Annotated in this window: 15 protein-coding genes; 2 read left to right on the plus strand and 13 right to left on the minus strand. The window is 43.9% G+C overall.

Features of this window, described 5'->3' with window-relative positions; all coding sequences use genetic code 11:
- Positions 1–345: 345 nt before the first annotated feature.
- The 3 genes from CEW93_RS06225 to CEW93_RS06235 form a co-directional block, all read right to left on the minus strand.
- Positions 346–984: a histidine phosphatase family protein gene (locus CEW93_RS06225; RefSeq protein ID WP_089539584.1), complete on the minus strand. Its 639-nt coding sequence runs from the start codon at positions 982–984 to the stop codon at positions 346–348.
- Positions 981–3,254: a DNA topoisomerase IV subunit A gene (gene parC, locus CEW93_RS06230; RefSeq protein ID WP_089539585.1), complete on the minus strand. Its 2,274-nt coding sequence runs from the start codon at positions 3,252–3,254 to the stop codon at positions 981–983. Before parC ends, CEW93_RS06225 begins: the two co-directional genes overlap by 4 nt.
- A 112-nt stretch (positions 3,255–3,366) precedes the next feature.
- Complete coding sequence (locus CEW93_RS06235) at positions 3,367–3,702, minus strand: zinc ribbon domain-containing protein YjdM (protein ID WP_089539586.1); 336 nt, start codon at positions 3,700–3,702, stop codon at positions 3,367–3,369.
- A gap of 106 nt (positions 3,703–3,808) precedes the next feature.
- On the opposite strand from CEW93_RS06235, the gene CEW93_RS06240 reads away from it, so the two are divergent.
- Together CEW93_RS06240 and CEW93_RS06245 are read left to right on the plus strand one after the other, a co-directional pair.
- A complete protein-coding gene (locus CEW93_RS06240) occupies positions 3,809–4,501 on the plus strand; it encodes a folate-binding protein YgfZ (RefSeq protein WP_089539606.1) in 693 nt (230 codons plus the stop codon).
- Positions 4,494–5,837 carry a D-amino acid dehydrogenase gene (locus CEW93_RS06245; protein WP_089539587.1) on the plus strand — a complete coding sequence of 448 codons (1,344 nt, stop codon included), beginning with the start codon at positions 4,494–4,496 and terminating at the stop codon, positions 5,835–5,837. Before CEW93_RS06240 ends, CEW93_RS06245 begins: the two co-directional genes overlap by 8 nt.
- Here the strand turns inward: CEW93_RS06245 and CEW93_RS06250 are convergent.
- The 10 genes from CEW93_RS06250 to nrdR form a co-directional block, all read right to left on the minus strand.
- A complete protein-coding gene (locus tag CEW93_RS06250) occupies positions 5,832–6,980 on the minus strand; it encodes a LysM peptidoglycan-binding domain-containing protein (protein ID WP_089539588.1) in 1,149 nt (382 codons plus the stop codon). The genes CEW93_RS06245 and CEW93_RS06250 overlap by 6 nt on opposite strands.
- A gap of 92 nt (positions 6,981–7,072) precedes the next feature.
- On the minus strand, positions 7,073–8,488 hold the full coding sequence (thrC, locus tag CEW93_RS06255; RefSeq protein ID WP_089539589.1) for a threonine synthase: 1,416 nt from the start codon (positions 8,486–8,488) through the stop codon (positions 7,073–7,075).
- 174 nt (positions 8,489–8,662) lie between these two features.
- Entirely contained in the window at positions 8,663–9,493 is an 831-nt protein-coding gene (locus CEW93_RS06260) for a class I SAM-dependent methyltransferase (RefSeq protein WP_089539590.1), read from the minus strand.
- 100 nt (positions 9,494–9,593) lie between these two features.
- Positions 9,594–10,961 carry a transcription antitermination factor NusB gene (locus CEW93_RS06265; protein WP_089539591.1) on the minus strand — a complete coding sequence of 456 codons (1,368 nt, stop codon included), beginning with the start codon at positions 10,959–10,961 and terminating at the stop codon, positions 9,594–9,596.
- Positions 10,962–10,976: 15 nt separating this feature from the next.
- Positions 10,977–11,318 (minus strand): DUF6578 domain-containing protein, encoded by a 342-nt coding sequence (locus CEW93_RS06270; protein WP_089539592.1) that lies wholly within the window; start codon positions 11,316–11,318, stop codon positions 10,977–10,979.
- Between the two features lie 6 nt (positions 11,319–11,324).
- Entirely contained in the window at positions 11,325–12,320 is a 996-nt protein-coding gene (gene fmt / locus CEW93_RS06275) for a methionyl-tRNA formyltransferase (RefSeq protein WP_146416647.1), read from the minus strand.
- A 286-nt stretch (positions 12,321–12,606) separates the two neighbouring features.
- Positions 12,607–12,750: a hypothetical protein gene (locus CEW93_RS10800; RefSeq protein ID WP_186727915.1), complete on the minus strand. Its 144-nt coding sequence runs from the start codon at positions 12,748–12,750 to the stop codon at positions 12,607–12,609.
- An 83-nt stretch (positions 12,751–12,833) separates the two neighbouring features.
- Positions 12,834–13,499, minus strand: a complete 666-nt coding sequence (locus CEW93_RS06280; protein WP_089539923.1) for a riboflavin synthase — start codon at positions 13,497–13,499, stop codon at positions 12,834–12,836.
- 337 nt (positions 13,500–13,836) lie between these two features.
- Complete coding sequence (gene ribD, locus CEW93_RS06285; protein ID WP_089539921.1) at positions 13,837–14,949, minus strand: bifunctional diaminohydroxyphosphoribosylaminopyrimidine deaminase/5-amino-6-(5-phosphoribosylamino)uracil reductase RibD; 1,113 nt, start codon at positions 14,947–14,949, stop codon at positions 13,837–13,839.
- Between the two features lie 3 nt (positions 14,950–14,952).
- A complete protein-coding gene (gene nrdR, locus CEW93_RS06290; RefSeq protein ID WP_089539920.1) occupies positions 14,953–15,444 on the minus strand; it encodes a transcriptional regulator NrdR in 492 nt (163 codons plus the stop codon).
- Between the last annotated feature and the right edge of the window lie 8 nt (positions 15,445–15,452).

Here is a 15,452-nt window from a genome sequence, read left to right on the forward strand (position 1 = left end):
ATTTGGATAAAAACCATGAATTATTTTTGGATTGTTATCAATCTTAATAGTTGTAATGATGAGGGTGATTTTTGGTCATTATCTTTTTATATGGATAGCTTACAAAGCTAATACAAACACGATAAAACCGCAAATGGGGGATTTGCGGTCTATCGTAGGAGGCTGTCGCTTCTTGCTATGTCCATACCTGTTCTGTCCATGATAACAGCGTTCGTCCTTGTGGCATTCCTACCTAAAACTGCTAGGGCTTTTTGCCTATCCTGTGCTGTTGGGTGTATTATGCCAAAATTGATAAGTTAAGAAAATACGCCAATGTCGTCAAATTTTGTAAGCAAATGCTGACATTTACTCACCAGTACGTACCCTAAGCTTGCTTATCCCGCAATATGTCTCATCCATTGTAAATACAAATACTTCACAATTTTTGGGACGAACAGACAGTTCAAACTCACGAAATTTTTTCATATCAAACACCCTTGGGCTGTCGCCGTGCATCAGCTGCCACATGAGCATACCTAGCCACATACCATGTGTAAACACCACATAATCACCATCTGGCAAACGCCCAAACTCATCACGCACCACTTTGACACGAGCCACTAAATCAGCAAAGTTATCCGTTGCGGGACTGTCTGCATATTCACTGTCTGCTTTTGCCCAAAATTTATCTGCCATGTCCGTGATTTGAGCAAAGGTTAAGCCTTTGATATGCTCATAATCCAAATAATTAAATTCACGAAGCTCATCCATTTGTGTTGGTGTCATACCAATTTTATCCAAATAAGGGTAAGCTGTTTGGTGTGTGCGTACATAAGATGACACAAACACCCCATCTGGCGTGGCAATGTGCTGATAGAGCCAATCAGACAGTTTGACCGCCTGATGTCTGCCAAGCTCAGTCAAGGCAATCTGATGATTTGGGCGAACCATCAGCCCAGCATTAGACTCAGACTGAGCATGGCGAATCAGATAAAATTTTTTCATACAAGCGTATCCGTATTTGACATGACTGCTGTGGGGACAGATTGAGTTTTGTCGGCAGTTTGTTCAGTACTGAGCTTTATCACCGTCATAAACCCTTTGGGCAACACACCGCCACGCCCTGCTCGTTTGCCTTGATAATTTATCCAATCAGATGGTTTTAAGGTCAGTTTACGTTTGTTGGTATGTACAATCAAATTATCCGTCTGACCCAAACCACAGACCGCAACCACCGTTTCATTATCCTTTAAATTGATGAGTTTGTTGCCCTTACCCTTGGCAAGCACAGGCAACTCATCACGGGCAAAGATGAGCAAATGACCGCCACTGCTCACCACAGCAATATGCGTGTTGTCTGCCACAGGTACTAAGGGGAGCAAACTGGCTGTACTGTCCAAATTCACCACCACCTTGCCTGATTTTTGGGCGGTATCCATATTGATGACATCACCGATAAAACCATAACCCAACGAACTGGCAATGATGACAGGATTTGGTTGATAAAACATCATTTGTTCAATTTTGGTGCCATTGGCAAGACTTAGCATACTAGACACAGGCTCACCTTGACCACGAGCAGATGGCAAATTGGCGGTATCTAGCCCATAACTACGCCCTGTATTATCCAGCAAAATCAGTCGCTGATTGGTTTTACCCAAAGCGTGTGTGGCGTACTCATCGCCAGTGCGGTAATTTAGGGCAACAGGGTCAATCTCATGACCTTTTGCCATGCGTATCCAGCCTGCTTTTGAGACAATCACCGTTACCGCTTCGCTTGGGGTCAGCTCCGATGCTTTGACCGCCACCGCTTCATCACGCTCCACCACGGGCGATTTGCGTTTATCACCATGGGCTTTCATATCGGCAGTCAGCTCACTGATGAGTAAGGCAGTCAAACTGTCAGGATTGTTGATTTGGTCAGCAATGATGGCACGCTCTGCTTTGAGTGCATCTTGCTCGGCGTTTAGTTCAATCTCTTCTAATTTAGCCAACTGACGCAATTTAATATCCAAAATCGCATCTGCTTGTAGCTCTGACAGGCCATAACGGCTCATCAGTACCGCCTTAGAGTCATCTTCACTACGAATGATGTGTATCACTTCATCAATGTGCAAATAAGCAATGAGCAAGCCTGCCAAAATATGCAAACGTCTATCAATCTTATCTAGGCGGTTTTGCAGTCGCCTTAACACGACCGTTTTGCGTGATTGTAGCCATTCAGACAAGATTTGTTTTAAATTTTTAACGCTTGGCTTGCCGTTTAGCCCAATCATATTCATATTAACACGATATGATGTTTCTAAATCGGTGGTGGCAAACAGATGCGTCATGATTTTATCAATGTCAATTTTGCCTTTTTTAAACTCAATGACGATACGACAGGCGTTTTCGTGGTCAGACTCATCATTGATGTCTGTTATCCAAGGCAGTTTTTTGTCGCTCATCAAACGAGCGATTTGCTCAATGATTTTATTGCCTGATACCTGATACGGCAAAGCATCAATGATTACGGTATTTTTATCAGTGTTATCAATATGATAAGTCGCCCGCATTTTGTAGTTGCCACGTCCTGTTTCGTACAGTTTGATAAGCTCATGGTGGGGCGTAATAATCTCAGCCGATGTTGGCAAATCAGGGGCAACAATAATTTTGCACAGCTCACCAATACTAATGTCAGGGTTTTTTAAAAGTTTGATACACGCTTTGACAGTCTCTGTTAAATTATGGGGTGGAATGTCAGTCGCCATACCGACAGCAATCCCTGTGGTGCCATTTAATAAAATGTTTGGCAAACGAGCAGGCAACGTAGCAGGCTCGCTCATCGTGCCATCAAAGTTGGGGATAAAATCTACCGTACCATCGTTAAGCTCAGACAGCAATGTATTGGCATAGCTACTCATCTTAGCTTCGGTGTATCGCATGGCAGCAAAGGATTTGGGGTCATCAGGGCTGCCCCAGTTGCCTTGACCTGACACCAGTGGATAGCGATAGCTAAATGGCTGAGCCATCAGCACCATCGCTTCATAACAAGCACTATCGCCGTGGGGGTGATATTTGCCCAACACATCACCAACCGTACGAGCAGATTTTTTGGGTTTGGCAGTATGGCGAAGTCCCAACTCATTCATGGCGTAGATGATACGTCTTTGAACAGGTTTTAAACCATCTGCAATGTGGGGTAATGCCCTATCCATGATGACGTACATGGCATAATTTAGATAGGCAGATTCGGTAAATTCAGCAATGGAGCGGGTGTCAAACTCAGATTTCATGACTTATTTTAATGACAAAAAGCGTTATGATAACAGCTAAACTCCCCAAGCACAACACCCACAAAAAATCTCCTGACAGCACCAAACTGCCAAGAGATACTGGTTTTTGGAACTAGGCTTTTTTGACCACACTAGATTTTAGTTTCATCGCCCCAAAACCATCAATTTTACAATCAATGTCATGGTCATCAGGCGCATCATAAATCACGCGAATGGATTTGACTTTTGTGCCAACCTTGATGGGCGTGGATGAGCCTTTTACCTTTAAATCCTTAATCACCGTAACGCTGTCGCCATCTGTCAGCACATTGCCCACCGCATCTTTGATGATGGGTGTCTCATCACCATCGTCCGCTCCCCACTCATGACCGCACATGGGGCAGATGTATAAACTGCCATCTTGGTAGCTAAAATTTTCATCACATTTTGGACAATTTGGCAAACTCATCACTTTCTCCAATAAAAAAGTGTATTATAAACGATTTTTCCAACTTATCATTGAAAAATACTCCATCATCGCCCATAAAGGGTCATATTTACAAAAAGAGACCATCATGACTGCCTTTTGTGCCATCACCCTGACAGGCAAAGATGCCGAAAAATTCCTACAAGGGCAACTGACCATCAACACCGCCAAGTTGACCGCAACACCCATGCCATGTGCCATTTGCAACCTAAAAGGGCGAGTTACTTTTGGGTTGTGGGCCAGCCAGCTTTCTGATGGCTATCAGCTCATCAGCTCTGCTGATTGTATGGACGAATTAATCTTGCACATCAAAAAATATGGGGCATTTTCCAAATTTGAGCTGTCCGCCCCAACCGCCATATTTGCCACCGTGGCAGATGGTGTACCAAGTTTTAGCGATAACAAACACGATGATGATTTTGAAAATTGGTCGGCTGTCAGCCTAAGTGTGGGCAACTACTGGATAACCAAAGCCACTCAAAACCAGTTTCAACCCCAAGAGCTACGCCTACATCAACGTGGGGGCGTGGATTATGACAAAGGGTGTTATTTGGGTCAAGAGATTGTGGCACGGCTGTATTTTAAATCCAGCCCAAAAAGCTATCTGCACCGTGTTTATCTGCATAGCCCTGCTAGCCAAGGCGATAAAGTAGGCAAAGTGGGCATTGTCAATGCGATAGGTCTGGATGCTTTGGTGGTAGGCTCACCTGATGATGTGGCACAGATTGGCAAGATTTTAGCCTTGCCTGATAAGCTTAGCCAAAGTGTTGCTCGTGGCTAAACCCACCGTAACCATCTTGGGGGCAGGCGTTACAGGCGTGGCGACAGCATGGTATTTATCGCAAGCAGGTTTTGATGTTACAGTCATAGAACGCCACCACGCCCCAGCAATGGAGACATCATTTGCTAATGGTGGTCAAATCTCAGTCTGCCATGCCACCCCTTGGGCAAACCCTGCCACCCCCTTAAAAGCCCTAAAATGGCTAATCCGTCCTGATGCACCACTTTTGTATCGTCCCACATTATGTGCCGAGCAGTGGCGGTTTTTGTGGCGGTTTTTAAAAGAATGCACTCACACACAGGCAGACGCCAATTTGGTGGCATTGGTTAGTCTAGGGCTGTACTCTCGCACGGCTTTGTTGGCACTGATTGACAAGCTAAATTTACAGTTTGAACAGCGACATCAGGGGATTTTACATTTTTATACCAGCCACACAGAATACCAAAATGCCATCGCACCAACACTGCTTATGCAAGAGCTGGGCTGTCATCGCACCTTACTTAGCCCCAAACAAGCAACAGACACCGAACCTGCCTTATCATCACTTGGTGATGGACTGATAGGAGCAACTTTTACCAACCAAGATTTATCAGGTAATGCTCGGCTGTTTACCAATGAACTTGCCAAACATTGTGCGGCAAATGGCGTGTCATTCATCTATAACACCACCATCACCAACATTCACCGCCAACAAAACGCCATCAGCCATCTTAGCCTAAACCAACACGGACAAAACATCACTCACCAAAGCGACCATTATGTCGTCTGTCTGGGCAGTTATGGCAAGCGTTTATTAGATGCCATTGGTGTGGATTTACCAATTTTTCCTGCCAAAGGCTACTCTGCCACCTATCGCGTTAAAGACCCCGCTTGTGTGCCACAGGTGAGCCTGATAGATGATGAGTACAAACTTGTCATGAGTAGGCTAACATCTGATGATGACAAACTCAGGGTGGCAGGCACAGCAGAATTTAACGGCTATAACACCAATCTGAACCTAATACGCTGTCAAGCCATCACCAATAGAGTCCAAGCATTATTTGGTGATGTGCTAGATTATGATGAGCCAAATTATTGGACAGGTCAAAGACCAATGACTCCATCAAACGTACCATTGATTGGCAAAGCTTACTTAGGTCTCATCTGGCATGGCAGGCATGGACAAAACATAGACAATCTGTGGCTAAACACAGGACATGGCACGCTTGGATTTACGCACGCTTGTGGTTCGGCATTGGCACTAAGTCTGCTCATGCAAGGGCAAACACCGCCTTTGGCATTTGACTTTACTGGCATAAAAATACCAGCTCTTAGAACTGGTATGTCATCTTTATAGCTCAGATGGTGGCAACAACAAATCACCATTACTCAAAGGCAATTCAGCCGAAAGCACATAAGCATAGCTGATTTTGTCAAATGCTTTAAAGACCATTATCTGACCAATTTTTTCGTTTGGCAGACGGATAACTTTATTGTTATCTTGTGTGTCTTTAATCAGTGCTCCCTTGCGATAAACATCAAGCACATGACCTACTCTTGCCCCCTGTGTTGCCCCTAAATTGATGGCAACTGTGTCATTTTTACCCCCTAGGGCAATGCCACTTTTTACCAAGGAGCGATTAGGCAATGTGGGATTAACGATGGCTTTTTTATCCACTTGCCCCATGATACGCACAATCATACCCCCACGAGTAACCTCAGCAGGCACAGGATAGAACGCTGGTGGCAATGGTGAGCTTATCGGCTGAAATACCTTATCGCCCTCTTTGATTTCAGCTTCATAAGCATGCTCAATTTTTAGGCTAGATACGCCATTTACTGCCACACTCTCCACACGGCCAAGTGCCACCTGTATCACCTCTGATGCCACGATTTGACCTGTGGCAGTGTCCACATAAGGCTCAGATTGACGATAAATGCCATAGGTTTTGCCCAAATCCAACGCACGATTTGCATAGATGGTATCACCCACAGAAGTCAATGTTTTGCCTTGTTTGGCAGCGATAATGTGGGGTGTTCCTGCCAAATCCAATGGACTGACAATCTCTGCCCGATTTAGCCAATGGCGGATATTTGCCAGTGGAATGAGTGAGATGCTATTATCACTAGAATTGATGTTGATAGGCTTATCTTTGGCGGGTGGCTGCATATTTTTTTCAATGCCCGCACAGCCTTCGCCAGTATCTACCCCCACCAAAGTTCTGCCTTTGATGATACATAGGATAAGCACGTCATTTGGGTAGATAAGATGGGGGTTTTTTAGCTGTTTGTTGGTCGCCCAAATCTCACGCCAGCGATGTGGTGCATTTAAATATTTGCCAGAAACATCCCAAAGCGTATCGCCTTTTTTGACGATATAACGGTTAGGTGCATCTGCCTTGATGGTCGGTGGCGGATTATTTTTGGCATACGCCACAGGAGCAACAAACGCCCCAAGCAAGCACAGCGTCATCAAACCTTTAAGTGGATTTAGCTTCATAAGAGTATCCGTTGTTATGCTAAGAAAAGGTGGGTATCACCCAAATTTACCCTAGCATAACAAAATCACTCTTATCATTAAAGCATTTATCGCTATCTGGCAGTAACTTTCCGATAGATTTCATCAGCAACAAGACGAGCGTCATTTTCAAGCACGGTTACATATTGCAGATTATCTTCTAGCCCTATGGTGTGGGGTGGACGTGGCAAATCAATTTTGCCCAGTGCTTGTGTGATGGTTTCTTCAAATTTAATTGGCAACGCCGTCTCCGCCACCACGATTGTCTCGCCTTGTTTTTGCACATCTAGTGCCACTTTAACCCCATCGGCGGTGTGTGGGTCAATCAGACGTGTGGTTTCATCATAGACTTTTTTAATGGTGGCTAAGCGGTCAGCGTGTGTGGATTTGCCAGAGACAAAGCCAAATTTGCCCTGAATGTCGGTCAGTTTGTCCGCCAAATCAAAACCTTTGCCAGTTTTGACATCATCAAACAGTCGTGATACTTGACTGCCGTCTTGGGCAAGTAGTGTATAGACAAACCGCTCAAAATTAGACGCTTTGGAGATGTCCATAGATGGGCTAGACGTTACATGGGTCTCATGTGCTTTTCTGGGAGCGTAGTTGCCCGTGGTAAAAAATTCGTGCAACACATCATTTTCGTTGGTTGCCACAATCAAACGGTCAATCGGCAATCCCATCATGCGGGCAATATGAGCGGCACAGACATTGCCAAAGTTACCAGACGGCACACAAAAGCTCACCTTTTCGTCATTATGGGTGGTTGCCCCAAAATAGCCTTTAAAATAATAGACAATCTGAGCCAAAATCCGCCCCCAGTTGATGGAGTTTACCGTGCCTAGGCTGTATTTGGCTTTAAAATCAGCGTCTTCTTGTAAGGCTTTGACAATGTCTTGGCAATCATCAAACATACCTTTGATGGCAATGTTGTGGATATTTTTGTCGTCTAGGCTGTACATTTGGGCTCGCTGAAACGCACTCATTTTGCCATGTGGCGACATCATAAACACTTCAATATTTTCTTTGCCACGCAAAGCGTATTCTGCCGCAGAGCCTGTATCGCCAGAGGTTGCTCCAATCACTGTCAAACGCTCGCCTTTTTTGGTCAACACATATTCAAACGCATTGCCCAAAAACTGCATTGCCATGTCTTTAAAAGCAAGCGTTGGACCATTGGACAGCTCCAACAAAAACACCTTGTCATACAGTGGCGTTACAGGCGTGATGTCATCACTATTAAAAACAGTGCTCGTATAAGTTTTGTCAATGAGTGCCTTTAAATCATCACTTGGGATGTCGCTGATAAACAAGCTCATAATCTCAAAAGCAAGCTCGGTGTAGCTAAGATGCCGCCAAGTATCCAAAGTGGCACGGTCAATCTGTGGATAAGTCTCAGGCAACATCAGTCCGCCGTCAGGTGCAAGCCCCATGAGTAGAACGTCGCTAAATTGCATTTTTGGCGTATTGCCACGTGTGCTGATATAGTTCATAAAATTCCAAATGATTGCAAATTATTAAATTTTAACACAGTTTTATTTTAAAAGTAGCTTTTGTACTTTTTAAAAGATAAATAAATCACCTTGGGCTTTTGGTAAGGACTTATAAGCCGCTGGCTCTACCTTAACATTGATTGAGATTTTTAAATTATTTAAGTTTATGAGTGCTTATGGATAAGTTTTATAGCCCATCAGCACAAACGATTTTTTCATCACAGGGACATATTTCATCGCCTTGCCAATCAGCCACCCCATACGTTCCACATCAGGTAAATCACCAAAATAGACGTGTTCTAAATAATACAAATGGTCATGCCAAGTGGTCATCATCATGACATCATCAACCCCACAAGCAAACTCAGCACGCATCTGTCCGACAGTATCGTGGCGTTTACGGTGTTTATACACCCAACCACTTGACACATCAAAATAAATCTGAGCATGGTCAAACCTATCTGCCAATGCCGTCATAAATTGCCTATTGTCATCATGACCAAAGTACATCATCACCCCTTCGGCAATAAATAATATCGGTACATCAGCATATTTACAAGCAAGCTCATCAAGCCAAGCAATATCAAGCATTGATGCAGACAAATAAGTTTCATTTGCCATCGCTGGAATCAGTTGCTCACGCAAAGCCATGCTTTCGGCAATGTCTAAACTAAAAAATGGTGTTTTTGCCAATAAATCAGGGGCTTTGGCACACAGTCTTTGACAACGAGTATCCAGTCCGCACCCAACATTAACAATCACACCCACGGTGTTATCCTGCAAAAATGCCATACATTTATCATCAAAATGGCGAATGCGTAACGCTGTACCAATCTCAGACGCTGGTTTATTATCAAATTTACTAAAATCATAATCTATTTGTCGCACCAACTCCACTGCCCATGGGTCAGCAATGATGGGATTCACCCTTTGGCTTTGCAACGCTCGCATATATAGCGGTATCAGCAATGTTTCAGCAATCGGGTCATCAAATACAATGGACATGGCATCATTCCTTAAACAAGAATTATTATCATTATAACGCCATTAAACATCAGATACAATTCATCAACACACAACCGCCCACTTGTTTGACAAAGTTTATTTAACTTTTACGCACCAACGCATAATAAAAACCATCACCACCATCCATCTGTGGCAAACATTGACGACCCACGTTTTGGGGCAGCCCCCAATCGCCATAGAGCTTAATCTCAGTAGCATCATGATGTCGTGCCAAAAAGTTGGTCATTTGCGTTTCGTTTTCTGCCTTTAAGACAGAACAGGTGATATAAAGCAAAAATCCGCCCTGTGCCACCAAAGACCAAAGATTGTCCAAAATCACCGCTTGCAATGCGACCACCTTTTCAATGTCAGCAGGTGTTCGTAGCAGGTTAATGTCAGGGTGCCTTCTTATCACGCCTGTGGCACTACACGGAGCATCTAGCATGACAACGTCAAAGGGTGTGTCGCCATTCAAGGTAGTGGCATCAGCGACTTTGACAAACAGCTTATCGTCTAGCAAATGGGCAAAACCAAGCCTGTCAATATTATCATACACGCGTTTTAGGCGGTTTTTGTCATTATCAATGGCGGTCAAAGCAAAATCATGCCCCACACCCAAAGTACCATCGGTGAGCTTGGCAAGCCAATGGGTCAGTTTGCCAGCAGGGGCGGTGCAAGCGTCCAACAAATTGGGTACAGGTTTGTCAAACTGACTCATCACCGATGAGACGATTGCTCCCGACAGCTGAGCATGTAGGTCTTGCACGGTAATTAGCCCATCATCAAAGCCCGTCAAGTTTGCCATCTGTCCGCCTGACAGCTTGATTGCTTGTGTGGTGTATGTTTGACTGGTGTTATCAAAATCTATTTTACCATCAAGCGTCACTTCTTGTACGTCAGCCACATTTGTTAGCTGCTTGATATAGTCATCATGGCTGATTTTAGCGGTGTTGGCTCGTACAAATATCGGAGCAGGCGTTCGCAAAACCTGTCCTAGCGTTTCATAATTTTCTGCCCAGTCTTGTTTGAGCTGTTTGGCAAGATGGTTGGGTAAACTGTGGTTTTTTTGCACCTTTTTGGCAAATTTATCTTTTTTGTCTGCCACTTTTCGCAAGATGGCGTTAATTAGCCCAACGCCATAAGGTTTATTGACTGCTTTGACGGCATTTAAGGTTTCATTGATGACGGCATAATCAGGTGTGTGCATATACAAAAGCTCATACAAGCCCATATTTAACGCACAAATAACACCCATATCGCTGGGCGGTTGTTTTATCAAACTCTCACCAATGCGAGACAACGCCCACCACTGGCGTAGCGTACCCAATAATAATTCGTGAGCAAAACCTTTTTCATTGTCTTTTAATGAATTTAATAACGGGTCTAGCAGTACAGATAATGACTGTCCTTGATTGATTTTTTCAAGGGTGAGAATAATCTTGGCTCGGACGGATAAATTATGATTCATAAATACATTTTTTATTTAAGACTTAATGACGACATTATCTAATAATACCAAAAATCCACCACCATTTTTAAACATAAATGCCTGTGCTTTTTTAAGCGGATTTTGATGATAAGTGCTTGGCACACAAATCCCTGCTTTTAATTCATAGCGAAAATTAATTTGGGTAATATCCATCACTTGACCTGTTATGTAAAATTGTTTCGCATATTCATCAGCGTGAGCGTCATAATAATAATCACACGCCACCAATGCACCATCATCTCCTTTAACACAAACCCAATTAACATCATCGCCAATTGCAAACGGATCGCCGCAGCAGTCCATTTGCCAATCTTCATAAAAAATCATCGCTTGCATTTTTTCTTATTCAAACCGCCAACCATCTTTGAGCTTATCACCCACCGCAATCTGCTCGGCAGTTAATGGCTTACCGCCTGCCCATTGCATTTTTGTGATATTTATCAAATGCTTATTGCCATTTTCATCAGCACCACACGACACCAAAATCGCCTTACGCCCCACACTAATCACTTTACCTGCCGTCTCGGTGGTGGTTTGTTCGGACTTAATCGGCAAACACTCCAAAATTTTAATACGTTCGCCATTTAATAGCGTATAAGCATTTAAGGCACAGATTTGGCGGTTGATGGCGTGAGCCTGTTGTTGCCAATCTATCAAACCTTCATCTGTGGTGATTTTTTGGGCATAATTGGCAAGGCTGTCGTCTTGTTTTTTGGCTTTGACTTGATAATCAGATAGGTTGGATAGCACTTCAACCATCGCCTGTCCGCCAAGCTCAGCAAGTTTGTCATGCAGTGTTTGGGTGGTGTCAGTATCAGCAATCTCACAGCTTGTTTTATAAAGCATATCGCCCGTATCTAGCCCTTGTGCCATCTGCATGATGGTAATGCCTGTGTGGCTATCACCTGCCAAAATCGCTCGCTGAATGGGTGCTGCCCCCCGCCAACGTGGGAGCAATGAAGCGTGAATATTTAAGCAGCCCAGCCTTGGTGTATTTAGCACTCCAAGCGGTAAAATCAGCCCATAAGCTGCCACAATCATCACATCAGGGCGATAATTTGCCAAAGTTTCACGTGAAACACGTCCGCTTTCATGCTCATTTTCAAATTTTAGGCTAAAACTGGTCGGCTGCTCTACAGGGATATGGTGAGCAAGAGCAAGCTCTTTGACGGGGCTTGCAGTGAGTTTTTGCCCCCGTCCTGCCTTGCGGTCTGGCTGAGTATAAACTGCTACGATATTGATGTTTAGGGCGGTTTGATGGTCAATCAAGGCTTGTAAGGCGGTGGCGGCAAACTGGGGTGTGCCAGCAAAAACAACATTTAAAGGTGGTTTATTCATAACTTCTCACAAAGGTCAATCAAGTGTTTTAGTGTCTTGGTTCATATCGCATCAAGTAAATCCATCAAAGCCGTGCATTTATCAAAACACAAATCACGTTGAACATCATTGGTTGTTTGTTTGGTCATCGGTTGGCGACTGTGGCAGTTTTATACTTTGGCTTTTCAAGCTGACAGATATGCACCTGTTTTTGCTGTTTTTTGGCATAATCAATGGTGTATTTACACTCATAGATTTACCTTCCCAAAACACAATCAGAACATCGGCAGTATCCACAATCAGCCAATTACAAAAAAGCAGTAGCACGCCCATGACGTTGATAATCAGGCTTCAAAATCATCTTTTGTAAATCATACTCATCAGCAAAATACTTAGCGAGACTGTCTACTCCTTTTACACCACGCACCATTGTATGCAGTGCGGATGTCAATCAGCTCATGGGATTTTTACAACAAAACGCATAATCACAAAACCACGAAAGCCAATAATAGCAAGTCCCATCACCAACCAAATTTAACGCCCAAACCCACTTCTCACAAGTAACTCTTCGGTAATATTGCTCTGTGGTGTGCTACCGCCCTTCGCCCCAATCAATCTCTCCAAATACCGTGCCACCAAGTCCACTTCTATATTAACACTTCGCCCGACCAACCAGTGGCGAGCAATGTTGGTCATGTCAGCCGTGTGCGGAATGATATTTAGGCAAACAATATGCTCAGATGGCTTAATGCGATTGGTCGTCAAACTAATCCCATCAACCGTGATAGAACCTTTATCCGCCGTATATTTCATCAGCTCAGGCGGTATGGCAACTTCTATATAGACCGAGCGGGCGTCTTTGGCAATTTTGGCGATTTTGCCCACACCATCCACATGACCTGCCACGATATGACCACCAAAGCGAGTGGTGGGCAACATGGCTTTTTCTAGGTTTAGTGTGTCGCCCACTTTCCATGCGTTTAGGGCGGTGATGGATAATGTTTCACGTGAAACATCAACGGCATAGTTGTTGCCATCAAGAGCCACCACCGTCAAACAAATGCCATTGGATGCAATAGAATCGCCCAATTTCACATCGCTAAAATCTAGCTTTGGTGCGTTGATGGTCAGCCTAACATCACCCCCTATGGGCGAAATGGCGGTGAGTGTGCCTGTGGTCTCTATAATACCTGTGAACATAATTTTCTCTACAAATTTATTTTATTAAAAATAAATCATCTTAACACAAATCATTTTATAAATCTTAGTGTCGCTCATATCTGCCGCATAAAACCTGATCTGGTTGTGGATAACTTTTTATACGTCTTATCATCATCGCACGCCAACCAACTTATCCACAGCCTGTCTATGTTTCATGTGAAACTTTTATTCACAAACTGTTTTTACATAAAACGCACACAATGTAAGGTCAGCAGAGGTGTTTTTGTTTTGTAGCACAAAGCATTTGATATGAATACAAAAAGTTTTCCACAGTTTCATATGAAACATATCAAGCAAACTTTTGGTGCATGAGATATCATGATTGGGTTGTGGATAACTTATCATGTCGTTTCACAAATACCAGTTTAATATCATCGCCCAATCTTTCCACATTGGTAAGCGTAAAATCCAATTTGTCAGACAATCTGTCAATTTGTCCCAAAAACATTGGGCGAGCAGTAGCACCAAGCAGACAAGGGGCTTGATACACCACCAATTCATCAATCAACCCTTGTTCCAAAAAAGCCGTTGTCAATGTCGCCCCTGCTTCTACCAATACATCATAACATTGATACTCTGCCACCAAAGTTTTTAGCAAAGACACCAAATCATCTCGCCAAATTAAGCCATCAGAGTTTTGAAATACAACATAATCATCATCAGTATCTAGGCGATGACTTCTGTCTAGCACCACGATGTTTGGCTGGGGTATGGCGGTTTTGCCAATAGGCAAATCCACATCAGCCAAACGCACGTTTAATTTGGGGTTGTCAGCAATAATCGTGCTAGAGCCTGTGATGATTGCCCCACTTATCGCACGCAAATACTGTACATCTGTACGTGCCATCTGCCCTGTTATCCATTTGGATTCACCACTTGACATGGCAATACGCCCATCAAGGCTGATACCCATTTTTAGACGCACATAAGGCAAGCCTGTTGCCATCGCTTTTAAAAAACCTGCATTTAATGCCCGTGCCCGCTTTTCACGCACACCAAGCGTTACCATAATCCCTGCGTTTAACAGTTTGATAATACCTTGTCCTGCCACTTGTGGATTGGGGTCAGCACAAGCAATCACCACACGCCCCACACGCTCTTTAATCAACATATCCACACAAGGGGGCGTGCGACCTGTATGACTACACGGTTCAAGCGTTACATAAACACTCGCTCCTGTGATGTCTATCCCTTGCTCTTTGACGTGGTTGGTGGCAAACACTTCGGCATGGGGATAGCCTGCCTTAGGGTGAAAGCCTTTGCCAATAATGACATCATCTTTGACAATCACACAGCCCACACAAGGGTTGGGACGGGTGGTCAATCGCCCTTTGCTGGCTTCATCTAGTGCCAAGGTCATATAAAATTCATCGTTTGGCAAACTTGGGCTTAGCTGACCGTACACTTCATCTGATAAAAATTGGGTCATGACTTACTCACTTTTACCGTCATCAACTTTGTGTTTGTCATCAAGTCTGGGGGTAAAATTTTCAAGCTCCGCCTTAAAAGCTTCTATATCCTGAAAATCCCGATACACACTGGCAAAACGCACATAAGCCACATCATCTATCGCTTTTAACTCACCCATGACAATCTCGCCCAAAGTACGGCTAGACACTTCTCGCTCACCAGTTTGACGAAGTCGCTGTTCAATGCGATGTACGATGGCATCAATCTCATCAATGCTGACAGGGCGTTTTTGTAGGGGCAATGCCATAGAGCGACGAAGTTTATTATAATCATAAGGTTCACGCAAGCCATTACTTTTGATGATACGTGGCATGACCACCTCCATCACTTCAAAAGTGGTAAAACGCTCACCGCATTCGGTACATTGGCGACGGCGACGAACCTGCGACCCTTCGGCAGCAAGACGTGAATCAATCACTTTGGTATCAACAGCACCACAAAACGGACAATACATATCTGCCC

The organism is Moraxella sp. VT-16-12, assembly GCF_002224245.2.
Classification (GTDB): Bacteria; Pseudomonadota; Gammaproteobacteria; order Pseudomonadales; family Moraxellaceae; genus Moraxella.